This is a genomic window from Nonomuraea sp. NPDC049624 (assembly GCF_040675255.1).
Lineage (GTDB): Bacteria > Actinomycetota > Actinomycetes > Streptosporangiales > Streptosporangiaceae > Nonomuraea.
Map to the genome: position 1 here is coordinate 449,163 of NZ_JBFAOR010000005.1, position 20,294 is coordinate 469,456.

Genomic DNA, 20,294 nt, shown 5'->3' on the forward strand with positions numbered 1-20,294 from the left:
GCGATGGCCTCCTCCCCCCACGCCGCGCCGCCGAGGCGGCGCGGCGAGGGCCTGCGCGCCCTGCTGTGGTTGTCGCCGTGGATCGCCGGAGTGTCGATCTTCTTCGTCTATCCGCTGCTGTCCACGGTGTACTTCTCCTTCTACCGCTACGACATGACCAGCACGCCGGAGTTCATCGGGCTGGACAACTACGCCTACCTGCTGCACGACCCGCGGGTCGCGATGTCGGCCAAGAACACGCTGTGGCTGGTGGCGATCATGGTGCCGGCCACGGTGCTGTTCTCCCTGGCCCTGGCCCAGCTCGTGGTCCGGCTCAAGGCCGGCGTCGGCATCCTGCGGACGATCTTCTACCTGCCGTCGCTGGTCCCGCTGGCGGCCGGGACGATCACCTTCGTCTTCCTGATGAACCCGGCCACCGGGCCGTGGAACAAGTTCCTGGCCCTGTTCGGCATCCACGGGCCCGACTGGTTCGGCGACCCGGCCTGGTCCAAGCCGAGCCTGACGCTGCTGTCGCTGTGGAGCTGCGGCCAGCTCGCCGTGATCTTCATGGCGGCGCTGCTGGACGTCCCCCGGCACCTGTACGAGGCCGCCGCCATCGACGGCGCCGGCGCCTGGCGGCAGTTCCGCAGCGTGACGCTGCCGACGATCGCGCCGGTGCTGATGTTCGCCCTGGTCACCAACGTCATCTACGCCCTGCAGTACTTCACCCAGGCGATGATCGCCTCCCGGGTGGCCTCGGGCTCGACCGACTCCCCCGGCTCCACCTTCACCCCCGGCTACCCGGACGAGTCGCTGCTGACGCTGCCTCAGTGGCTCTTCCAGTCGGGCTTCCGCGACTGGACGATGGGCTACGCGTGCGTGCTGGCGCTGCTGCTGTTCGCCACATCGATGATCTTCACGTTGATCCTGCTGCGGCAGTTCCGCCGGGCCGAGGAGGCGATATGAGCGCGACCATGACCGCCCCCGCCCCGCCCGCGGCCCCCGCGCGGCGGCAGGGGGTCAGGGCGCGGCGGCGGCGCACGCTGATGTGGGTCGCCACGCACGCGACGGCGATCGTGCTGGCCCTGATGTTCCTGGCGCCGGTGGTGTTCCTGACGCTGACCGCGCTGATGACCGACGAGCAGGCGCTGACCGGCGACCTGTGGCCGCGCACGTGGAACTTCGACAACTTCGTGGTGGTGTTCGAGAAGTCGAAGCTGCTGCGCTGGGGGATCAACACGCTGCTGTACGCGGGCCTCGGCACGGTCTTCACGCTGGCCTCCTCGATCCCGGTGGCCTACGCGCTGGCCCGGTTCCGCTTCCGGGGGCGGCGGGCGGCGTTCCTGCTGGTGATCACCGCCATGATGCTGCCGCCGCAGGTCATCGCGGTGCCGATCTACCTGGTGTGGGCCCGGCTGGGGCTGACCGACAGCCTGTGGCCGCTGATCCTGCCGATGTTGTTCGGCGACGCGTTCTCGATCTTCCTGCTCCGCCAGTTCCTGATCACCATCCCGCGCGAGTACATCGACGCGGCGAAGGTGGACGGCTGCTCGGACTTCAGGACGCTGGTGCGGGTGATCCTGCCGATGGCCCGTCCGGCGGTCGCCGCCGTCGCCCTGTTCCAGTTCTTCTATTGCTGGAACGACTACTACGGCCCGCTGCTGTACGCCGGCGTCGAGCAGGAGGGCTGGACGCTCTCGCTCGGCCTGGCCACGTTCAAGGCGTTCCACAGCGTCCAGTGGAACCTCACCATGGCCGCCACCCTGCTGGTGACCGCCCCGGTGATCATCGTGTTCTTCCTCGCCCAGAAAGTCTTCATCGAGGGCGTGACCTTGACAGGAGTGAAGGGTTGAAACTCGCCGTGGTCGGGGGCGGCTCGACGTACACGCCGGAGCTGGTCGATGGGTTCGCGAGGCTGCGTGACGAGCTGCCCGTGACGGAGATCGCCCTCATCGATCCGGATCCGTCCCGTCTTGAGCTGGTGTCGGGGATGTCGCGGCGCATGCTGGCGCACGCCGGGCATCCGGCGCGCGTGCTGGCCACCTCCTCGGTGGCCGAGGGGGTCGCGGGGGCCCAGGTCGTGCTGTTCCAGCTCCGGGTGGGCGGGCAGGCGGCCAGGAACGTCGACGAGACGCTGCCGCTGGAGTGCGGCTGCGTGGGCCAGGAGACGACCGGCGCGGGCGGCCTGGCCAAGGCGCTGCGCACGGTCCCGGTCGTGCTGGAGCTGGCCGAGACCGTACGCCGGCAGGCCCCGGACGCCTGGATCATCGACTTCACCAACCCGGTCGGCATCGTCACCAGGGCGCTGCTCGACGCCGGCCACCGGGCCATCGGGCTGTGCAACGTCGCGATCGGCTTCCAGCGCCGCTTCGCCGCGGGGCTGGGCGTCGACCCCGGCCGCATCTCGCTGGGACACGTCGGGCTGAACCACCTGAGCTGGGAGCGTTCGGTCCATCTCGACGGCCGGGACGTGCTGCCCGACATCATCGACCGGGCCGGCGAGGAGATCGCCGATTCCCTCGGGCTGCGGGTGGAGCTCATCCGGCGGCTCGGCGTCATCCCGTCGTACTACCTGCGCTACTTCTACGCCCACGACGCGGTGGTGCGCGAGCAGCGCGCCAAGCCGTCCCGGGCCGCCGAGGTGGCGGAGATGGAGACGCGGCTGCTGGAGATGTACGGCGACCCGTCGGTGGTGACCAAGCCGGAGCTGCTGGACCGGCGGGGCGGCGCGTTCTACTCCGAGTCGGCGGTGGCGCTGATCGCCTCGCTGCTCGGCGACCGGGGCGACGCCCAGGTCGTCAACGTGCGCAACCAGGGCACCCTGCCCTTCCTGGACGACGACGCCGTCATCGAGGTGCCCGCGGCCATCACCGCCGCCGGCGCCGCGCCGCTGCCGGTGCCGCCCGTCGAGCCGCTGTACGCCGGGCTGATCGCGCACGTGTCGGCGTACGAGACCCTGGCCCTGGACGCCGCCCGCCGGGGCGGCGCGGACCGCGTGCGCGACGCCCTGCTGGCGCACCCGCTGATCGGCCAGGACGACGTCGCCGAGGAGCTGACCGGCCTGCTGCTGGCGGCCAACCGCGAGCACCTGCCCTGGACGGTGGGCTAGTGGCGGGCTCCCGGCTGCTCCTGGCCGTGGACGGCGGCAACAGCAAGACCGACGTCGCGGTGGTCGCGGACGACGGCGAGGTGGTCGCGACCGGCCGGGCGGGCCCCTTCGAGCCGCAGAGCGCGGGCGTGGCGGCGGCCGTGGACGTGGTGGCCGAGGCGGCGGCCCGCAGCGGCCTGCCGGCCCAGGCGTTCGGCCACGTGTCGGCCTGCCTGGCCGGGGCCGACTTCCCGGTGGAGGAGGAGGCGCTGGCCGCCGAGTTCGCCGCCCGCGGGTTCGCCGACGTGGTGGTGCGCAACGACACCTTCGCGCTGCTGCGGGCCGGCACGTCGGCCCCGTGGGGGGTCGCGGTGGTGTGCGGCGCGGGCATCAACGCGGTCGGCGTCTCCCCCGGCGGGCAGGTCGCCCGCTTCCCCTCGCTCGGCCGGATCAGCGGCGACTGGGGCGGCGGCCAGGGCGTGGCCGAGGAGGCGCTGTGGCACGCCGTGCGCGCCGAGGACGGCCGCGGCGCCCCGACGGCCCTGGCGGAGCTGGTCACGGCCCACTTCGGCACGGCCACCGTCGAGGAGCTGGTGCTCGACCTGCACTTCGGGCGCGTGGACGAAGGGCGGCTGCACGAGCTGGCCCCCGGCGTGCTGGCCGTCGCCGCGGCCGGGGACGCGGTCGCCCGGTCGCTGGTCCAGCGGCAGGCCGAGGAGGTGACCGTGATGGCCGAGGTGTGCCTGCGCCGGCTCGGCCTGCTGGGGACGCCGGTCGAGGTGGTGCTCGGCGGCGGCATGCTGGCGGCCCGGGACCCGCTGCTGACGCCGCTGCTGGAGTCGGCGTTCGCGGCCAGGGCGCCGCAGGCCGAGCTCGTGGTGGCCGACCTGCCGCCGGTGGCGGGGGCGGCGCTGCTGGGGCTGGAGCACCTGGGCGCTCCGGAGTCCGCGCTGGCCCGGCTGCGCTCGCACTTCGCGCTCCCGGTCACCCGCTGACCGGGCCGCCGGCGTGCGGGTGCCGCTCGTCGGGTACGTGCCCCGGACGCGGGCGCCGGTCCCTGCGGGGGGCGGCGCCCGTCGGGGCTGTCGGGGGAAGGCGATCCGGTGGGCTTTCAGGCGGACGCGTTCTGGTCGGGCTCGGGGGGCGTGACGTCGGGGGCGACGACGGGGGCACGGTGCTCGTAGGGCGTGCTCAGCACCACGGTGGTGCGGGTGGAGACGTTGGCCGAGGCGCGGATCTGCTGCAGCAGGTCCTCCAGCGCCACCGGCGAGGCCACCCGCACCTTCAGGATGTAGCTCTCGTCCCCGGCGACGCTGTGGCAGGCCTCGATGGCGCTCAGATGGGCCAGCCGCACGGGGGCGTCGTCGGGCGCGGCGGGGTCGATCGGCTTGATCGACACGAACGCGGTCAGCGACAGCCCGATCGCGTCGTGGTCGATGACGGCGGCGTAGCCGCGGACGACGCCGCGCTTCTCCAGGCGGCGTACGCGCTGGTGGACCGCGGAGACGGAGAGCCCGGTCTCCCTGGCCAGGTCGGTGAAACTCATGCGGCCGTCGTGGGCGAGCAGCGTGACGATCCGGCGGTCGATCTCCTCCATCGGTCAAAGGTAGCCGGTGATGGTCACGACATGGTCCCGACGGGAGCGACCCCTCGGTTCATCGCGTGCTCGACCAGGGTGATGAGCACCTGGCGGCCGGAGTCGCGCCGGCGGGCGTCGCACAGCACGATGGGCACGTCGGGTTCCAGCCCGATGGCCGAGCGCACCTCGCCGACGGTGAACGGGCGGGTGCCCTCGAAGCAGTTGAGCGCGATGATGAACGGCTGCTCGCGCTTCTCGAAGTAGTCGACGGCCGGGAAGCAGTCGGCCAGGCGGCGGGTGTCGGCCAGCACCACGGCGCCCAGCGCGCCCATGGCCAGCTCGTCCCACACGAACCAGAAACGTTCCTGCCCCGGGGTGCCGAACAGGTAGAGCATGTAGTCGTCGCGGATGGTGATGCGGCCGAAGTCCATCGCGACGGTGGTGGTCAGCTTGCGCTCGACGCCCGACAGGTCGTCGACGTGCGTGCCGACGTGGGTGAGCGCCTCTTCCGTGCGCAGCGGGCGGGTCTCGGAGACGGCGCCGACCATGGTGGTCTTGCCCGCGCCGAATCCGCCGGCGATCAAGATCTTGATCGCGGTCGGCAGCCGCCAACGGTCGACGCGACCGAATTCCATCCAGCACCGCCCGTACAGGTCCCGCGCACGTCCCGGCCTTCGCGCATGGTCAGTGATATCTGTCAAGGCGCGTGGTGAAGGCCGTTCGACGTGCCTGGCATCGAGCCACCCTAGCAACGCCACATTTTCCACTCAAGACATAAACTTTTACAACGAACCAAATGTCACGATTTATCGTCGGTAGTCCCATAAATCGCCTGGCGCGCGACGGGCGGTCAAGAGACTTGTCAGCTTATTCGACGAGATCGTTAGGTTACGGGGTCGAGGTCCGAAATGCCGGTGAAGCCGGCGTTGAAGCCGATCCGTCGGCCCAGGTAGGCGGCGGTCCGCGGGCTGCAGCCGCGCAGCGCCTCGATCAGGCCGGTCGCCTCGCGGGCCAGGCCGGCCATCGCCGCGGTGACCTCGCCGCCGGTGACCCCGAGCCCCAGCACGTTGAGGTCGCCCCAGCTCAGGTCCCTGCGGTAGGAGGCGACGTCGCCGAGCAGGTGCAGGTAGCGCTGCACCTGCCGGCTGACCGTCCGCAGCTCCTCCAGGTGGCCGGTGGTCCAGCCGTCGCCGGTGTAGATCCAGTGGGACAGGTCCACGAAGCAGGAGCCGCGGCTGTCGGCGTTGTCGAGGTAGCGCTCCAGCGTGGGCGCGGCCCGGGTGTCCCGCCACACCCAGGCCCTGGCCATCCCGTCCAGCGTCCGGGCGAGCTGGTCGTGCCAGAGCCGCCGCGCCGGCCCGAACCCCTCGACGGTGGCCAGCTCGTCGCGCAGGTCGGCCAGGAAGCGGGTGACCGGCGACCGCGGCACCGCGCCGCCGGCGACCTCCACGCACTCGCGCGTCAGCCGGTCGACCTGCTCGCGGGTGGTGGCGGTGTGGTCGACCAGACGGCCGACGGCCAGCACCCACAGGGCGCTGCGGTTGACCGCCTTCAGCCCGCCCGCGCCCGCCCAGGGGGCGCTGAAGGCCGTGCCGAGGGTCAGGGTCTGGTAGAACTCGGCGTCGAAGGCGGCGCCGGGGAACAGGCCGTCGTACAGCTGGGCGCAACGCCGCAGGTCCCTGCCGCACTCGGCGGCCAGGGCGCAGGTGCGGCCGAGCCGGTACGCCTCCTCGAGCTCCTCGCCGGGCACCCTAGGGCCACCCGCACGGTACACAGCTCATGGCGACGCCCCCCCAACAGCCGGCCGGACGAATGCACCTGCCGAAGAATTCTTTCATGATCACTTACCCCCATCAAGCCATTCCCACCTCCGCTAGCCGACGGCAGCCAGGCGGCACAGGCCAGTCGGAAGGACGCCGTCAGTCGGGAGCGGCGTCACCCACAAAGCCGCGTCACGCGCGGGTCAGGGCCGGGTGGGGGCGGCATCAGGTGGGGGTGGGTCGTCAGGTGGGCTGCGGCCTCGGGTGGCCGTGGGCCGGGCCTTCAGGTGTCTGTGGGCCTTCGGATGGCCGCGGGCGCTCAGATGGCCGCGGGCCGGCCCTCAGATGGGTGCGGGCCGCCCTCAGGTGCGGGCGGGGGCGAGGTCAAGGGGAAGGGAAGGCGGCCCAGAGGGCGGTGGCGTCGTCGTGGGGTTTGCCGCGTACCGCGCCGCGTTCGGCCTCCAGCCCCCGTACGGCCGAGATCACCGCCCCCGGCCCCCCGCCGGCCAGCTCGGCCAGCACGGACTCCCAGCTCCACCCGTACCACTCCACCAGCCGGGTCACCCCGTCGGTGAACAGCCCGGCGCCCAGCAGCCCGGACGCCTCCACGACCCCGCTGACCGCCTGACCGGCGGCCTCGGGACGGGTGGAGGCCACCCAGAACCCGCCCTCGGCGTTGCGCAGACGCCGCACCAGCTCCGGCGAGTACGGCCGCCCGCCCGGCAGCCGCTCCACCCGGTCGTCGCCGATGACCTCGGCCCCGCCGTCGGCCCGCGCGAGCACCACCGGGGAGTCCCCCAGCACGAGGTACTCCACCACTCCCCCGCCCAGGCGCACCATGGCCACGGTGGTGGACGGCGAGTCGGGGTCGCCCAGGTCGCACGTGCCCGCATGGGCGCCCATGGTGACGGAGATGGCCTCGGCCAGGATGTCGGCCAGCGACGCGCGCCCGCCGGCGGCCAGCCCCGCGGCCAGCGCCCCGCCGAGCCGCCCGACCAGCCAGGCGACCCCGTGGGCGCAGCCGCCGCCGGCCCCGGCCGCCGCCGTGGCCCCGTCGAGCACGACCGCCCACGAGGGCCCGGCCACCGCCAGGTCCTCGTTGGGCCGCGCCGACCCCGGCCGGGTGGCGTACCTGACCTCGGTGAACATGCCGTTACGGCTGGACGGTCACCAGCTCGCGCGGCGTGTTGTTCAGCCGCTCGCCGCCGGTCTCGGTGCAGACGACGATGTCCTCGATGCGGGCGCCGTGGCGACCGGGCAGGTAGATGCCAGGCTCGACGGAGAAGGCGAACCCGGCCTCCATCGGCTCGTCGTTGCCCGAGACGATGTAGGGCTCCTCGTGCGTCTCGATGCCGATGCCGTGGCCGGTGCGGTGGATGAAGTAGTCGCCGTAGCCGGCCTCGGCGATGACCTCGCGGGCCGCCGCGTCGATCGACTCGCACGACACGCCCGGCCGCACCGCGGCGCAGGCGGCGTCCTGGGCGCGGCGCAGCACCTCGTAGTAGGCGGCGAACTCGGCGGGCGGCTCGCCCACGCAGTAGGTGCGGGTGGAGTCGGAGCAGTAGCCGTTGTGGAGCTGGCCGCCGATGTCGACCACGACCGGCTCGCCGGCCTGGATCACCCGGTCGGAGACGTCGTGATGGGGGCTGGCGCCGTTGGGCCCGGAGGCGACGATGACGAAGTCGACCGTGGCGTGGCCGGCGGCCAGGATCGCCTCGGCGATGTCGCGGCCCACCTCGCGCTCGGTGCGGCCGGCGCGCAGCAGGCCGGGCACCTGCCGGTGGACCGCGTCGATGGCCTCGCCGGCCTCGCGCAGGGCGGCCACCTCGGCCGGCGACTTGCGCATGCGCAGGTCGCGCAGCACCGTGCCGGCCAGCACCTGCTCGGCCTCCGGCAGCACGTCGCGGAAGCGCAGCGACGACATGGCCCACATGCGGTCGGCCAGCCCCACCTTGGCCACCCGGCCCAGCCGGGAGGCGGCGATGCTGTAGGGGTCGTCGGTCTCGTCCCAGGCCACGAACTCCAGCCCGAGCCGGGAGGCGGGCGAGGCCTGCGCGGCGGGCAGCTCAAGGCGGGGCACCATCATGTACGCCTCCCCCGAGGCGGGCACCACGAGGCAGGTCAGCCGCTCCAGCGGCTTGGCGTCATAGCCGCTGACATAGCGCAGGTCGGGCCCGGGGGTGAGCAGCAGGGCGTCGAGGCCGGCCTTGGCGGTGGCCTCCTGCACGGCGGCAAGACGGGACACGGGATACAGGTCTGAGGACGTCACGAGCCAAATCTACTCGGACGCCCGGCGCCCCCACTCCAGCAGGCCGCTTGTCCGCCGAGGGCTAAAATCCGCGAAAACTTCTCACAACATGGGAGCCCATGACTACACTCCGTTCCACATTGATCACGTAGTGTGGGACCAATTGTCCAGTTCCACTGCACTTTGAGAGTGAGGCCATGGTCGACTTCGCAGGCGCGGCAGAGCTGGTCAGGGAGGCCCCGCACGGGCGGGCGCGCGGGGCGGGGGCGGAGCTGCTGGCCGTCCGGCTGGCCCACGCCGAGCGGCTGGGCAACATGGGCTGGGCCGAATGGAACCTGCGCACCGGGGCCGCCATCTGGTCCGACCAGGTCTACGCGATCTTCGGAAGAGACCGTGAGGAGGGGCCGCTGTCCCTTCCCGACCTGGCCGCCATGGTCGAGCCCGCCGACCTCGACGCGCTCGACCGGCTGCTGTGGCACGTGGTGGAGGGCGTCGAGCCCGTGCACGCCGAGTTCCGCGTCAGGCGCGGCACGGGCGAGCTGCGCGATCTGCGCGTCGTGCTCGAACCGCTGATGTCGCCCGGCGGTCCGGTCGGCATGCACGGCGTCATCCAGGACATCACCGGCCGCCGCAGGGCCGAGCGCATGATGTCGGAGTCGCGCCGCCAGCTCCTGGAGGCCCGCGAGCAGGCGGCCGAGGAGCGCAACGTGATGCTGGCGCTGCGCGAGGCCATCCTGCCCGCGCCCACCGGCTGCCTCGACCTGCCGGGGGCCAGGATCGCCGTCCGCTACGTGCCGGCCGAGAAGACCGCCAGTCTGGGCGGCGACTGGTTCGAGGCCGCGACCACGCCCGACGGCCGCCTGCTGCTGGCCATCGGCGACGTGTCGGGCCACGGGCTGCCCGCCATCGCCCACATGGCCCACCTGCGCCACGCCCTCGTCGGCCTCACCATGACCGGCCGGCCCGCCGACCGCCTGCTGTCGTGGCTCAACGACCTCGTCCTGCACCAGCTGAAGGACACCACCGCCACGGCCGTCATCGGCCACCTCGACCCCGAGACGCTGCTGTTCACCTGGGGGCAGGCGGGCAACCTCGACCCGATCCTGGTGCGCGGGGGCCGGGCGGCCCGGCTGGGCAGGCCGGGGGGCGTGCTGCTCGGCGCGGTCTCCGGGCGGCCCTACGAGCTGGCCCGCACCCGGCTGCGCCCCGGTGACCTGCTGCTGATGTTCACCGACGGGCTGGTCGAGCGGCGCACCCGCGACATCGACGTCGGCCTTGAGCTGGTGCTGGCGGCCGCCGGCGGCCTGTCCGCCCACGATCTAGAAGCCGGGCTCGACCGCCTCCTGGCCGACATCGGCGGCCCCAACCCCGAGGACGACGCGTGCCTGCTGGCCGTCGCCGTCCCGGAGCCGGACGGGAGGGCGGCGGGAGTGCGACCATAGACGGGTGCTCATGCTTCTGGACACACCGTCCCTCTACTTCCGCGCCTTCTACGGCGTGCCCGAGTCGGTCAAGGCGCCCGACGGCTCCCCGGTCAACGCGGTGCGCGGGCTCATCGACATGATCGCCACGCTGGTCCGTCAGCATTCACCGGCGGCGCTGGCCGCCACCATGGACGCCGACTGGCGGCCCGCCTTCCGGGTGGCGGCGATCCCCACCTACAAGGCGCACCGGGTGGCCCACGGCGACGTCGAGGAGGTGCCCGAGGCGCTGGTGCCGCAGATCGCCGTGATCAACCAGGTCCTCGACGCCGTGGGCATCGCCCGTCCCGAGTCGCCCGGCTACGAGGCCGACGACGTGATCGGCACCCTCACCCACCAGGCGCGGGGCGCCGTCGAGATCGTCACCGGCGACCGCGACCTGTTCCAGCTCGTCGACGACTCCCGCCCGGTCCGCGTCCTGTACACCGCGCGCGGCATCCGCAACCTGCAGTTCGTCGACGAGGCGTTCGTCACCGCCAAGTACGGCGTCCCCGGCCGCGCCTACGCCGACTTCGCCACCCTGCGCGGCGACCCCAGCGACGGCCTGCCCGGCGTGCCCGGCGTCGGCGAGAAGACGGCGGCGGCCCTGATCACCCGGTTCGGCTCGCTCGCCGCGCTGCTGGAGGCGCTCGACTCCGGCGTCACCGAGGGCTTCCCGGCCGGCAGCCGCAACCGCCTGGCCGCGGCCCGCGACTACCTCGACGCCGCGCCCGCCGTGGTGCAGGTGGCCTCCGACGCGCCGCTGCCCGCCGCCGACCTGACGCTGCCGGACAAGCCGCGCGACCCGGAGGCCCTGGTGGCCCTGGCCGACCGCTACGGCCTCGACAGCCCGCTCAACCGCCTGCTGGAGGCGCTCAGGAGCTGAGGAACTCCCGCACGGCGTCCTGGGCCGCCTCGCGCAGGCGGCCGTGCACAGCGGCGTTCTCCTCGCGGTCGGTGCGCACCTCCACCACCCGCGGCCCCTCGCCGCGCATGGCCTTGGACAGCTCGCTGACGTCCCCGAGCAGCGTGTACGGCGTCCCGCTCGCGGCGGCGGCGTAGGCCAGGTCCACGCCGTGCGGCGTGCCGAAGACCCGCTCGAACGGGTCGCGCACCGCCGCCTGCGGCAGCAGCGAGAAGATGCCGCCGCCGTCGTTGTTGACGACGACCATGCACAGGTCCGGCCTGGGCTCGCGGGGGCCGAGGATCAGCCCGTTCTGGTCGTGCAGGAATGACAGGTCGCCGAGCAGCGCGTACGAGGGCCCGTTGTGCGCCAGCGCGGCGCCCATGGCGGTGGACACCAGCCCGTCGATGCCGGAGGCGCCCCGGCTGGCCATCAGCCTGATGCCGCGCCGCGGCCGCATGAACTGGTCGAGGTCCCTGATCGGCATCGAGGAGCCGCAGAACAGCAGCGCGCCGTTGGGCAGCGCGTCGGCCAGGTCGCGGGCCAGGCGCGGCTCGGAGGTGCCGGAGACGTCGAGGACCGCGTCGAGGGCCGACCGGACGGCCGTGTCGGCCTGCCGCCAGGCGTGCAGCCAGCTGTCGTCGCCGGAGGCCACCGGGATCTCCACGGCCTGCGCTACCTGGGTGGCCGACCGGGTGGGGTCGGGCCAGCGGTCGAGGTCGGGGGCGACCACGATGTGCTCGTCCGTGCGCTTCAGCCACGACAGCAGCGGCCGCGACAACCCCGGCCGGCCCAGCGTGACGACCACGTCGGGGCGGTGGGAGTCGGCGAACTCGGGCGTGCCGAGCAGGTAGTGGTAGCTGGAGATGGAGTGGTCGCCGTAGCGGGCGCCGCCGTTGGGCTCCGACAGCACCGGCCAGCCGGCCATGCCGGCGGCGGCCACGTAACGCCGGACGTTGGCCGCGCCGTCGCCGACGACGAGCACGCCGCGCCTGGTGGGCGGGATGTGCAGGGCGATGGGCGGGGGCGCGACGCGGGCCCGCACCCAGGGGCCGTTCGCGCCGCCGTCGAGCGGCTCGGACCAGCTCGTGTCGCCATCGGGGATCAGCGGCTCCCGGAAGGCCAGGTTGAGGTGCACGGGGCCGGGGTTGGCCGCCCCTGCGGCCCGCTGGTAGGCGCGGCAGGCCAGCGAACGCCAGTAGGCGACCATGCCGGGACGGTCTTCCGGCACGCCGACCTCGGCGAACCAGCGGACTGCGGTGCCGTACAGCTTGACCTGGTCGATCGTCTGGTTGGCGCCGGTGCCGCGCAGCTCGGGCGGACGGTCGGCGGTCAGGACGAGCAGCGGCACGCCCGACTCGTCGGCCTCGATCACCGCCGGATGGAAGTTGGCCGCGGCCGTGCCGGAGGAGCAGATCAGCGCCACCGGCCGCTCGGAGCGCTTGGCCAGGCCGAGCGCCAGGAAGGAGGCCGAGCGCTCGTCGATGCGCACGTGCAGGCGCACCCGCGACTCGGCGTGCAGCGCCAGGGCGAGGGGGGCCGAGCGGGAGCCGGGGGCGAGCACCACGTCGGTCAGGCCACAGCGCACCAGCTCGTCGACGAGCACGGTGGCCAGCGCGGTTGCGGGGTTCAAAGTGACGCCTCCTGCATCCGGCCGAGCCACTGGGGAGATTCAATCTCAAATTCCGACAAATGCTGAAAATTCACCGAGGGGCGGCGCACCGGGAGCCATCCGTCCACGGGCACCAGCGAGTCCTCCACCACGTCGCCGGCCAGCAACGACATCGTGCCGAGCCCGCACGCGTACGGCAGCGACGGCAGCGCCGCCGCCAGCGCGACCCCCGCGGCCAGCCCCACGGACGTCTCCACGGCGCTGGAGACCACGGCGGGCAGCCCGCACGACTCCACCACCCGCAGCGCGGCGCGCACCCCGCCCAGCGGCTGCACCTTGACCACCGCGATGTCGGCCGCCTCGGCCGCCCTGACCCGCAGCGGGTCCTCGGCACGCCGGATCGACTCGTCGGCCGCGATCGGCACGTCGACCGCCCTGCGCACCGCCGCCAGCTCCTCCAGGGTCGCGCACGGCTGCTCGGCGTACTCCAGGCCGAACCGGTCGAGCCGCTTGAGCCGGGTGACGGCCTCGTCGACCTCCCAGGCGCCGTTGACGTCGACCCTCAGCCGCCCGGACGGCCCCAGGGCGTCACGCACCGCCTCCACCCGCGCCAGGTCGTCGGCGAACGTCTGGCCGCGCTCGGCCACCTTGACCTTCGCCGTGCCGCAGCCGGAACGCCGCACCAGCTCGTGGGCCTGCTCGGCGTCGACCGCCGGGACGGTGGCGTTGACCGGGACGCGGTCGCGCACCGGCTCGGGCCACCCGTCGAAGGCGGCCTCACGGGCGCACGCCAGCCAGCGGGCGCACTCGCGCGGACCGTACTCGGGGAAGGGGGAGAACTCGCCCCAGCCCGCCGGGCCGTGCAGCAGCACGCCCTCCCTGACGGTCTGCCCGCGAAACCGCGTCCGCATCGGAATCCGGAAGACCACGGGAGAACGCGTCACGACCCTACCCTGCACCTGTGTCCGACCTGTCGCCATTAACCTTACGAGCATGTGGAGGAACCCGTCGCATCCGGACCGTCCGCTGCATGCCATTGTGCAGCCTCCCGGCCCCGGCCTTCTCACCGCGATCCGCGACGCCCTCTCCGGCGACGGCCCGGCCGTCCTGCCGCTCCAGCCCGGCCACGAGCACCAGGTCCTCCAGGCTCTGCGGCCCACGCACGCCGGCGGCGAGCCGCGGCCCGGCGGCGAGGGCGTCCCGGGCGACGTGGCGGTGGTCATCGCCACCAGCGGCAGCACCGGCGCGCCCAAGGGCGTGCAGCTGTCGGCCTCCGCCCTGCGCGCCTCGGCGTCGGCGTCGCTGAGCAGGATCGGGGCCGCCGAGGGCGACCGGTGGTTGTGCTGCCTGCCCGTCTCCCACGTCTCCGGCCTGCAGGTGCTGGTCCGCGCCCTGCTGTCGGGCAGCGAGCCGATCATCCACCCCTCCTTCGACGTGCGGGCCGTGCTGTCCTCGGGCGCCCACCACGTCTCCCTGGTGCCGACGCAGCTCCACCGGCTGGTCGAGACGGGCGCCGACCTGTCGGTGTTCCGCACGATCCTGCTCGGCGGCGCGGCGCCCAGGGCGGGGCTGGTCGAGCGGGCCGTGGAGCTCGGCGCCCGGGTGGTCACCACGTACGGGATGAGCGAGACGTGCGGCGGCTGCGTCTACGACGGCCGCCCCCTTTACGATGTAGATCTCAAAATCGGCGAGGACGGCCTGATCAGGATCGCCGGGCCCGTGCTCTTCTCCGGCTACCGCTTCGCCGGGCGCACCGGCTTCGACGGCGACTGGTTCGTCACCTCCGACCTCGGCGAGCTCAGCGGCGGCCGGCTGCGCGTGCTCGGCCGAGCCGACGACGTCGTCAACACCGGCGGCGAGAAGGTCGTGGCCGCCGTGGTGAGCGCGGTGCTCGGCACGCATCCCGAGGTCGCCGACGTCGCCGTGGCCGGCCTGCCCGACCCGGAGTGGGGCGAGGCGGTCACGGCGTTCGTGGTGCCGGCCGACCCCGCCGCGCCGCCCACGCTGGCCGAGCTGCGCGCCTACTGCCGCGACCGGCTGCCCGCCCACGCCGCGCCCCGCGACCTGCGTCTCCTCCCCCGTCTGCCGCTGCTGCCCAACGGCAAGACCGATCTCGTACGGCTGCGTACAGGAACCTGACGCGGCGCGGCTGCGTCATAACGGGGAGAAGGAAGGGAGCCTTCATGAACCAGACCCGCAAGATGTGGGCGTCCGCGGCGGTCGTCGGCGTGATCGTCGTCGGTGGCGCGTCGGTCGCGGCGGCCGCCTCGGCGGGCAAGCTCGACGCCGTCGCCAGGGAGACCCGGGCCGTGGTCGATCAGCAGGTCGACCAGGCAGCCGACCCGGCGGCCGAGCAGACGTCGCCGACCGGCCGCCCGGCGCCCTCGCCCGGCGACCCCGAGGGCGTCGTGGTCTCCACGGAGGTCAATCCCGATCCGCGCGAGGTCATCGACTACTGGACCGACAAGCGCATGGAAGAGGCCGAGCCGATGCCCATGCCGGAGGGGACCGGAAGCTTCGAGGTGGCGGAGTAGTTCCCGCCTTCCGGGGGTGGCGCACCCTGTGGGCGTTCCGCCCCTTTTTCAGCCCTCCGGGAACAAATAGCGGTGGATGGCGTTATTGATACTGGTGCGCCGAGCGGAGTGACCACCGCCCCACCACAACCTGCCTGATCGCTTCGACTCCGTACGGAGGAGGTGTCCTCATGCCCAGAACCGCCGTGGCGACCCCACCCGCGACTCTCGACCAGCTCATTGAACGAGGGCGAGCCCAGGGTCACCTTTCTCTGGCGGAGCTGCGCGACGCGTTCGCCGAGGCCGGCATCAGCCCCTCTGAAGGCCGCACGATCCTGCGTGAGCTCTCGGAGGCCGGTGTGAGCCTGGCTGCCGAGAACGAGCCGTCGCTGGCCAAGACCGCCGCCAGAAAGACCACCCAGAAGACCGCGAGCAAGAGCGCCCCCAAGCCGAGGAAGGCTTCCGGGGCAAAGGCTACCGGCCGCACGGCCGCCGAGGCAAAAAACCCGGTGGACGGCAAGCCGGAGCACGAGGAGGACGTGGCCCCCGACGACCTCGAGCTGACGGCCGAGGACGCCGAGATCGAGAACGAGGCCATGGACCTGGACGACAACCAGTCCGTGATGGGCGACTCGGTCCACACGTACCTGAAGTCGATCGGCCGCCGTACCCTGCTCACCGCCGCCCAGGAGGTCGAGCTGGCCCGCCGGATCGAGGCCGGCCTGTACGCCGAGTACAAGCTGGAGACCGACCCCGACGTGCCGCCGTCCGTGCGCGACGACCTGCACCTGGTCATCGAGGACGGCCGGCAGGCCAAGGACCACATGCTGGAGGCCAACCTGCGCCTGGTGGTCTCGGTGGCCAAGAAGTACACCGACCGCGGCATGTCCCTGCTGGACGTCGTCCAGGAGGGCAACCTGGGACTGATCAGGGCCGTGGAGAAGTTCGACTACACCAAGGGCTTCAAGTTCTCCACCTACGCCATGTGGTGGATCCGGCAGGCCATCCAGCGCGGCTTCGCCGACTCGGCCCGGACGATCCGGCTGCCCGTGCACGTGCTGGAGATGCTCTCCAAGCTGTCGCGGATCGAGCGGGACATGCACCAGAGGCTGGGCCGCGAGCCCACGCCCGAGGAGCTGGCCGTCGAGCTCGACAAGACGCCGGACCAGATCGAGGAGCTGCTGCGCACCAGCCGCCAGCCGATCTCGCTGAACGCGACCATCGGCGAGGACGGCGAGACCACGATCGGCGACCTCATCGAGGACGTCGACTCGCCGGAGGCGTCGGAGATCGTCGACCGCCAGCTGCTGGGCGACCAGCTGCGCGGCGTGCTCGACAACCTCTCGCCGCGCGAGGCGAAGATCATGGCCCTGCGGTTCGGCCTGGTGGACGGCAAGCCGCACACGCTGGACGAGATCGGCAAGCACCTCGGCCTCACCCGCGAGCGCATCCGCCAGCTGGAGAAGGAGTCGCTGTCGAAGCTGCGCCACCCGAGCAACACCCGCCCGCTGCTCGACTGGGCCAGCTGACCCGCACCGCCCCGGCCGCCGCCGTCAGCCCCTGACGGCGACGGCCCAGCAACGCGGACCCCGGCCGTCAGGACCTGGCGGTGACGGGCCCGGAACGCGAGCCCCGGCCGTCAGGACCTGACGGTGACGGGTCCGGAACGCACGAAGAGCCCCGGCGCGCGCGGCGCCGGGGCTTTCGGGTTCCTTCGGTCAGACGGTGGCGGGCACCGGCCGGGGCACGCGCGGGATGCCCCACATGCGGTTCTCCTCGCGCAGCGTGCGCAGCCGGTCGACCTCGGCCGTCCACATGGCCCCGCGGGGGGTGGCCCTGGCCTTGCGGCGCGCGATGCGGTCGTCGTACGAGCGCACGCCGAACGTGGCCCGCTGCCCGGCCTCGGCGGCCCGCAGCGCCTCGGTCAGCGCGACGTCGAACGCCCGGCCCGCGGCCAGCAGCTCGATCTCGTCGGCCGCGGCCGCACGCAGGTCGCGCACGATCTGCTCGGCCTGCCTGGCCTTGTCAAGCAGCTGCGGGAAGCCCTTGGAGATCTCCTGGTCCGCGTGGTAGCGAACCTCGGCCTCCCGGCTCACCCGCGGACGGAAAAACGCCATCGACCCTGCCCTTCACGCAGTCTTTGCTGTTCAACCCACAAGGGTACGCCGTCCGACACCGCCTCCGAACACCGGGCGACGGACGGGGCCGCCCAGTAAGATGATCACCATGCCCGCAAAGAGACCTCCCGTGCCACTCTCCCGCGAGCGCATCATCGAGGCCGCACTCCACATCGCCGACAGCCAGGGGTTGCGCCGGCTCACCATGCGCCGGCTGGGCGACGCCCTGGAGGTGGAGGCCATGGCCATCTACCACCACCTGCCCCGCGGCAAGGAGGCGCTGATGGACGCGCTGGCCGAGCACGTCACGACCGTGCACGTGGAGCAGGCGGCCACCTGGCAGGAGACGGCCAGGGCGTGGTGCCGGGCGGGCCGGGAGCTGCTGCGCGAACATCCGGGCGTGCTCGCCCTGGCGCTGACCAAGCCGCCCAAGGGCGCCACCGCGGTGGCCATCAGGGAGCAGACCGAGCAACTGGCCGACGGCGGCCTGAGCGACGCCCCGGAGGCCGTGCGCGCGCTGCGGGCGTTCGTGTTCGGCAGCGTGGCGGTCGAAGTCCAGCAATCCGGATGGGCTGACCCAGAAGTCGATGAATGGGTCAGGAGGGACGAAAGAGCGGATGTCGACTTCGAAAGAGGGCTCGACGCTTTGCTCAAGGGGTTGCAAACGTAGTGCGCGTGTCGCGCTTGGCCCGTTATCCTGCATAAGGCACGCTGTGTCGAAGGTCACACGACCGGGGGATCCTCCTGTAACAGTCCGAACGGGCTATGTCGGACCGTGTGACACACGTCGCACACTTGCCAGAACAACAAACCCGAGCGGCTCCCGTCCCTCTCCCGGGAGCACCCACGAGATATCGGAGGCACGCCGATGTGCCCGCACGACCCGGCCTGTCCGTCTGCCGAGGCGCCGGACCGCGAGGCAGCACGCACCCTCGCATGCCACCCCGAGCAGGGGTGGAGCCTTCTCTGCAACGGCGTCGTCCTGTTCGAGGACACCGGGGAGCTGCTGCCCAGCGGCACCGTCATCGCGCCGCACCGGCCCGACCCCCTGGTGGGCGCCGCCTGACGGCGGCGTAGCCGCCGATCCACCGGGCCACGACCTCGCCCACCCGGGCGGGGTCCCGCTTCAGGTCGTGGCCCTCGCCCGGCAGCACCACCAGCCGGGCGCAGTCCGCGGGATCCGGCACTCCGAACGGATCCCGGTCCCCGTTGACCACCAGCACGTCGACCCCGGCCCCGCGCAGCTCCTCGGCCCTGGAACGCTCCGGCTTGCCGGGCGGGTGCAGCGGGAAGGCCAGCGCCACCACCGCCGCCGCGCCCACCGCCGAGGCCGTACGGCAGGCCACCCGCGCGCCGTTGCTCCGGCCGCCCTGCACCAGCGGCAGCCCCGGCCACCCGGCGCGCAACTCACCCAGCACCGCTTCCCAGGCCTCGTCCTGCCGGGCGGCCGAGCCCGGCGCCCGCGCCCCCGCGACCCGGAACGCCTGCGACACCCTGGCCACGGTCGCGCCCACCCCGAGCGCGGCGTCGCGGACGGCCAGCAGGTCGGGCGCGTCCACTCCCCCGGCCGAGCCGTGGGTCAGCACCAGCAGCAGCCGGGCCTCGGCTGCCTCGTCGACCTGCACCAGCGCCGGCCCCCGCGGAGTCATGATCTCCATGGCAGCACCGTACCTGGGGAGGATCCGCCGTTGGCTCCCAGGTCTGATGACGGCGCGCCGGACAACCGGGATGATGGCTTTCATGTCAGAGATGCGCCCGATCCGGGACGACCTGCAGGCCACCCTCGACGCCCGCCGCGACCTCGGCCCCGACTACGAGGCCGCGCTCGTCGAGTCCTTCGTCGAACGGCTCGACGCCACCATCGCCGCCCGCGTCCAGGCCGAGCTGAGCGGCCAGGGCCTCGCGCCGGTCAAGGCCAAGGCGAAGCAGCGGCAGAACAATGGCGCCGCCATCATCCCCGTCGCGCTGGGCTCGATGGGTCTCGGCATCCCGCTGACCGCCATCGCGGCGGGCAACTCGGGGCTGGTCGGCCTGACGATCACGTGGCTGGCGATCGTCGCCATCAACGTGGCCGCCGCCGTGGCCATCATGCGCCGCGGCTGAGCCTTCCCCTCACGGCACTCAGGTGTCGCGGTGGAAACGCAGCCGGACCTCGGCGGCCATGGTCCGGTCCTCGTGTTCGAGGCCGTAGGTCCACACCTGGCCGGCGTCCTCGGTGCGCCCGCGCAGCGGCAGCGTGCGCGCCAGCAGCTCGATGGCCAGCGCGCCCGTCTGGGGGTCGGCCCCGCTCTCGACGGCCTCGGCGAACTCGGCGCAGGCCAGTTCCAGGTGCGCGATGCCGAGCAGCACCCGCAGCCCCGGCAGCTCCCGCGCCGGGGCGAACTCCAGCGCGTCCAGCAGCAGCCCGGCGGCCTCCCCCGGGTCGCCGTACTCCAGCAGCGTCTCGGCGAGCTGGCGGGCCGCGTGCGCGGCGGCCTCGGCGTCGCCTGAGTCGAGGCTCGCGTCGAGGGCGGAGCGCAGCTCCTTGCCGGCCTCCTGGGGGCTGCCGGCCAGCCGGGCCAGCGCGAGGTGCGCCAGCGGGACGTAGGCCGGCGTGCCGACGCCGAGCACCGCCTGCCAGGCGGCCCTGGCCTGGTCGTCGCGGCCCTCGCGCTCGAACCCCTGGGCCAGGTGGCAGGCGGCCTGCGCGGCGTACTCGGGATGGCCGGTGGCCAGCGCGGTGCGGGCCGCGGCGCGGGCGGCCTCGGTGTCGCCGCGCTCGTCGAGCACCACGGCCAGCCCCACGGCCGCCTGGGCCCGGTCGGGGCTGTCGGGGTCGGCGACCAGCTCGGTCAGGATCGCCGCCGCACCCTCCAGGTCGCCCCCCTCGGCCAGGCGGCGGGCGGTGTCGAGGGGCGGGGTCTGCAGCTCTGAGAACGTCAAGAGAGCTCCTTCCGGCGACGGATCGCACCGAGCCTAACGGCTCGTCGCGATCATGTCTGCTCACTTGACGGTGCCGGACTGGGCCGGGTCCGGCGCGGGCCCCCGGGCGGGG

22 protein-coding genes are annotated in these 20,294 nt (G+C 73.1%); 12 read left to right on the top strand and 10 right to left on the bottom strand.

The features are described 5' to 3' along the window. The first annotated feature begins 3 nt into the window (after nucleotides 1-3). Genes AB0J76_RS23030 through AB0J76_RS23045 form a run of 4 tightly spaced genes read left to right on the top strand, consistent with a single transcriptional unit; the run spans nucleotide 4 to nucleotide 4,062 of the window. Nucleotides 4-945: a sugar ABC transporter permease gene (locus tag AB0J76_RS23030; RefSeq protein ID WP_364390392.1), complete on the top strand. Its 942-nt coding sequence runs from the start codon at nucleotides 4-6 to the stop codon at nucleotides 943-945. Continuing rightward, nucleotides 942-1,832, top strand: coding sequence for a carbohydrate ABC transporter permease (locus AB0J76_RS23035; protein WP_352326807.1), 891 nt, complete (start codon nucleotides 942-944; stop codon nucleotides 1,830-1,832). The genes AB0J76_RS23030 and AB0J76_RS23035 overlap by 4 nt, the downstream gene beginning before the upstream one ends. Next, entirely contained in the window at nucleotides 1,829-3,088 is a 1,260-nt protein-coding gene (locus tag AB0J76_RS23040) for a 6-phospho-beta-glucosidase (protein ID WP_352326806.1), read from the top strand. The genes AB0J76_RS23035 and AB0J76_RS23040 overlap by 4 nt, the downstream gene beginning before the upstream one ends. After that, the gene (locus AB0J76_RS23045) at nucleotides 3,088-4,062 is read left to right on the top strand and encodes a BadF/BadG/BcrA/BcrD ATPase family protein (protein WP_352326805.1); all 975 of its coding nucleotides are present in this window, start codon (nucleotides 3,088-3,090) and stop codon (nucleotides 4,060-4,062) included. Before AB0J76_RS23040 ends, AB0J76_RS23045 begins: the two co-directional genes overlap by 1 nt. A 116-nt stretch (nucleotides 4,063-4,178) precedes the next feature. Here AB0J76_RS23045 and AB0J76_RS23050 read toward each other — a convergent pair whose 3' ends face one another. From AB0J76_RS23050 to AB0J76_RS23070, 5 genes are all read right to left on the bottom strand, one after another. After that, the gene (locus AB0J76_RS23050; RefSeq protein WP_352326804.1) at nucleotides 4,179-4,664 is read right to left on the bottom strand and encodes an Lrp/AsnC family transcriptional regulator; all 486 of its coding nucleotides are present in this window, start codon (nucleotides 4,662-4,664) and stop codon (nucleotides 4,179-4,181) included. A gap of 23 nt (nucleotides 4,665-4,687) precedes the next feature. Further along, entirely contained in the window at nucleotides 4,688-5,281 is a 594-nt protein-coding gene (locus AB0J76_RS23055; protein ID WP_352326803.1) for an ATP/GTP-binding protein, read from the bottom strand. Between the two features lie 248 nt (nucleotides 5,282-5,529). Next, nucleotides 5,530-6,396 (bottom strand): terpene synthase family protein, encoded by an 867-nt coding sequence (locus tag AB0J76_RS23060; protein ID WP_352326802.1) that lies wholly within the window; start codon nucleotides 6,394-6,396, stop codon nucleotides 5,530-5,532. Between the two features lie 394 nt (nucleotides 6,397-6,790). Then, nucleotides 6,791-7,555: a protein phosphatase 2C domain-containing protein gene (locus tag AB0J76_RS23065; protein ID WP_352326801.1), complete on the bottom strand. Its 765-nt coding sequence runs from the start codon at nucleotides 7,553-7,555 to the stop codon at nucleotides 6,791-6,793. Nucleotides 7,556-7,559: 4 nt separating this feature from the next. Beyond that, nucleotides 7,560-8,675 (bottom strand): Xaa-Pro peptidase family protein, encoded by a 1,116-nt coding sequence (locus AB0J76_RS23070; protein WP_352326800.1) that lies wholly within the window; start codon nucleotides 8,673-8,675, stop codon nucleotides 7,560-7,562. Nucleotides 8,676-8,851: 176 nt separating this feature from the next. On the opposite strand from AB0J76_RS23070, the gene AB0J76_RS23075 reads away from it, so the two are divergent. Beyond that, nucleotides 8,852-10,096: a SpoIIE family protein phosphatase gene (locus AB0J76_RS23075; RefSeq protein WP_352326799.1), complete on the top strand. Its 1,245-nt coding sequence runs from the start codon at nucleotides 8,852-8,854 to the stop codon at nucleotides 10,094-10,096. 10 nt (nucleotides 10,097-10,106) lie between these two features. Further along, the gene (locus AB0J76_RS23080; protein WP_352326809.1) at nucleotides 10,107-11,000 is read left to right on the top strand and encodes a 5'-3' exonuclease H3TH domain-containing protein; all 894 of its coding nucleotides are present in this window, start codon (nucleotides 10,107-10,109) and stop codon (nucleotides 10,998-11,000) included. Here AB0J76_RS23080 and menD read toward each other — a convergent pair. Together menD and AB0J76_RS23090 are read right to left on the bottom strand one after the other, a co-directional pair. Next, nucleotides 10,990-12,651 carry a 2-succinyl-5-enolpyruvyl-6-hydroxy-3-cyclohexene-1-carboxylic-acid synthase gene (menD, locus tag AB0J76_RS23085; RefSeq protein WP_352326798.1) on the bottom strand — a complete coding sequence of 554 codons (1,662 nt, stop codon included), beginning with the start codon at nucleotides 12,649-12,651 and terminating at the stop codon, nucleotides 10,990-10,992. The two genes, AB0J76_RS23080 and menD, sit on opposite strands and share 11 nt — an antisense overlap. Further along, nucleotides 12,648-13,574, bottom strand: a complete 927-nt coding sequence (locus tag AB0J76_RS23090) for an o-succinylbenzoate synthase (protein ID WP_364390397.1) — start codon at nucleotides 13,572-13,574, stop codon at nucleotides 12,648-12,650. The genes menD and AB0J76_RS23090 overlap by 4 nt, the downstream gene beginning before the upstream one ends. A gap of 49 nt (nucleotides 13,575-13,623) precedes the next feature. Between AB0J76_RS23090 and AB0J76_RS23095 the strand changes: the two genes are divergently transcribed. The 3 genes from AB0J76_RS23095 (at nucleotide 13,624) to AB0J76_RS23105 (ending at nucleotide 16,672) form a co-directional block, all read left to right on the top strand. Continuing rightward, on the top strand, nucleotides 13,624-14,769 hold the full coding sequence (locus AB0J76_RS23095; RefSeq protein WP_352326796.1) for an AMP-binding protein: 1,146 nt from the start codon (nucleotides 13,624-13,626) through the stop codon (nucleotides 14,767-14,769). Between the two features lie 44 nt (nucleotides 14,770-14,813). Further along, nucleotides 14,814-15,164: a hypothetical protein gene (locus AB0J76_RS23100; RefSeq protein WP_364390399.1), complete on the top strand. Its 351-nt coding sequence runs from the start codon at nucleotides 14,814-14,816 to the stop codon at nucleotides 15,162-15,164. A gap of 170 nt (nucleotides 15,165-15,334) precedes the next feature. Next, a complete protein-coding gene (locus AB0J76_RS23105; RefSeq protein WP_352331384.1) occupies nucleotides 15,335-16,672 on the top strand; it encodes an RNA polymerase sigma factor in 1,338 nt (445 codons plus the stop codon). A gap of 189 nt (nucleotides 16,673-16,861) precedes the next feature. Here AB0J76_RS23105 and AB0J76_RS23110 read toward each other — a convergent pair whose 3' ends face one another. Next, on the bottom strand, nucleotides 16,862-17,260 hold the full coding sequence (locus AB0J76_RS23110; protein WP_352331214.1) for a hypothetical protein: 399 nt from the start codon (nucleotides 17,258-17,260) through the stop codon (nucleotides 16,862-16,864). Nucleotides 17,261-17,390: 130 nt separating this feature from the next. On the opposite strand from AB0J76_RS23110, the gene AB0J76_RS23115 reads away from it, so the two are divergent. Continuing rightward, nucleotides 17,391-17,930, top strand: a complete 540-nt coding sequence (locus AB0J76_RS23115) for a TetR/AcrR family transcriptional regulator C-terminal domain-containing protein (RefSeq protein WP_352331216.1) — start codon at nucleotides 17,391-17,393, stop codon at nucleotides 17,928-17,930. 198 nt (nucleotides 17,931-18,128) lie between these two features. Next, a complete protein-coding gene (locus AB0J76_RS23120) occupies nucleotides 18,129-18,326 on the top strand; it encodes a DUF5999 family protein (RefSeq protein ID WP_125637444.1) in 198 nt (65 codons plus the stop codon). On the opposite strand, the gene AB0J76_RS23125 is transcribed toward AB0J76_RS23120, so the two are convergent. Then, entirely contained in the window at nucleotides 18,283-18,918 is a 636-nt protein-coding gene (locus AB0J76_RS23125) for an alpha/beta family hydrolase (RefSeq protein WP_364390401.1), read from the bottom strand. The two genes, AB0J76_RS23120 and AB0J76_RS23125, sit on opposite strands and share 44 nt — an antisense overlap. An 82-nt stretch (nucleotides 18,919-19,000) precedes the next feature. On the opposite strand from AB0J76_RS23125, the gene AB0J76_RS23130 reads away from it, so the two are divergent. Then, nucleotides 19,001-19,363 (top strand): hypothetical protein, encoded by a 363-nt coding sequence (locus AB0J76_RS23130; RefSeq protein ID WP_352325608.1) that lies wholly within the window; start codon nucleotides 19,001-19,003, stop codon nucleotides 19,361-19,363. Between the two features lie 18 nt (nucleotides 19,364-19,381). On the opposite strand, the gene AB0J76_RS23135 is transcribed toward AB0J76_RS23130, so the two are convergent. Next, nucleotides 19,382-20,182 (bottom strand): hypothetical protein, encoded by an 801-nt coding sequence (locus AB0J76_RS23135; protein ID WP_352325609.1) that lies wholly within the window; start codon nucleotides 20,180-20,182, stop codon nucleotides 19,382-19,384. Nucleotides 20,183-20,294: the final 112 nt, after the last annotated feature.

Coding starts and splice junctions, on each gene's coding strand:
- AB0J76_RS23030 (WP_364390392.1), top strand. CDS start 4: ATGGCCTCCTCCCCCCACGCCGCGCCGCCGAGGCGGCGCGGCGAGGGC.
- AB0J76_RS23035 (WP_352326807.1), top strand. CDS start 942: ATGAGCGCGACCATGACCGCCCCCGCCCCGCCCGCGGCCCCCGCGCGG.
- AB0J76_RS23050 (WP_352326804.1), bottom strand. CDS start 4,664: ATGGAGGAGATCGACCGCCGGATCGTCACGCTGCTCGCCCACGACGGC.
- AB0J76_RS23055 (WP_352326803.1), bottom strand. CDS start 5,281: ATGGAATTCGGTCGCGTCGACCGTTGGCGGCTGCCGACCGCGATCAAG.
- AB0J76_RS23065 (WP_352326801.1), bottom strand. CDS start 7,555: ATGTTCACCGAGGTCAGGTACGCCACCCGGCCGGGGTCGGCGCGGCCC.
- AB0J76_RS23075 (WP_352326799.1), top strand. CDS start 8,852: ATGGTCGACTTCGCAGGCGCGGCAGAGCTGGTCAGGGAGGCCCCGCAC.
- AB0J76_RS23080 (WP_352326809.1), top strand. CDS start 10,107: ATGCTTCTGGACACACCGTCCCTCTACTTCCGCGCCTTCTACGGCGTG.
- AB0J76_RS23095 (WP_352326796.1), top strand. CDS start 13,624: ATGTGGAGGAACCCGTCGCATCCGGACCGTCCGCTGCATGCCATTGTG.
- AB0J76_RS23100 (WP_364390399.1), top strand. CDS start 14,814: ATGAACCAGACCCGCAAGATGTGGGCGTCCGCGGCGGTCGTCGGCGTG.
- AB0J76_RS23105 (WP_352331384.1), top strand. CDS start 15,335: ATGCCCAGAACCGCCGTGGCGACCCCACCCGCGACTCTCGACCAGCTC.
- AB0J76_RS23110 (WP_352331214.1), bottom strand. CDS start 17,260: ATGGCGTTTTTCCGTCCGCGGGTGAGCCGGGAGGCCGAGGTTCGCTAC.
- AB0J76_RS23120 (WP_125637444.1), top strand. CDS start 18,129: ATGTGCCCGCACGACCCGGCCTGTCCGTCTGCCGAGGCGCCGGACCGC.
- AB0J76_RS23125 (WP_364390401.1), bottom strand. CDS start 18,918: ATGGAGATCATGACTCCGCGGGGGCCGGCGCTGGTGCAGGTCGACGAG.
- AB0J76_RS23130 (WP_352325608.1), top strand. CDS start 19,001: ATGTCAGAGATGCGCCCGATCCGGGACGACCTGCAGGCCACCCTCGAC.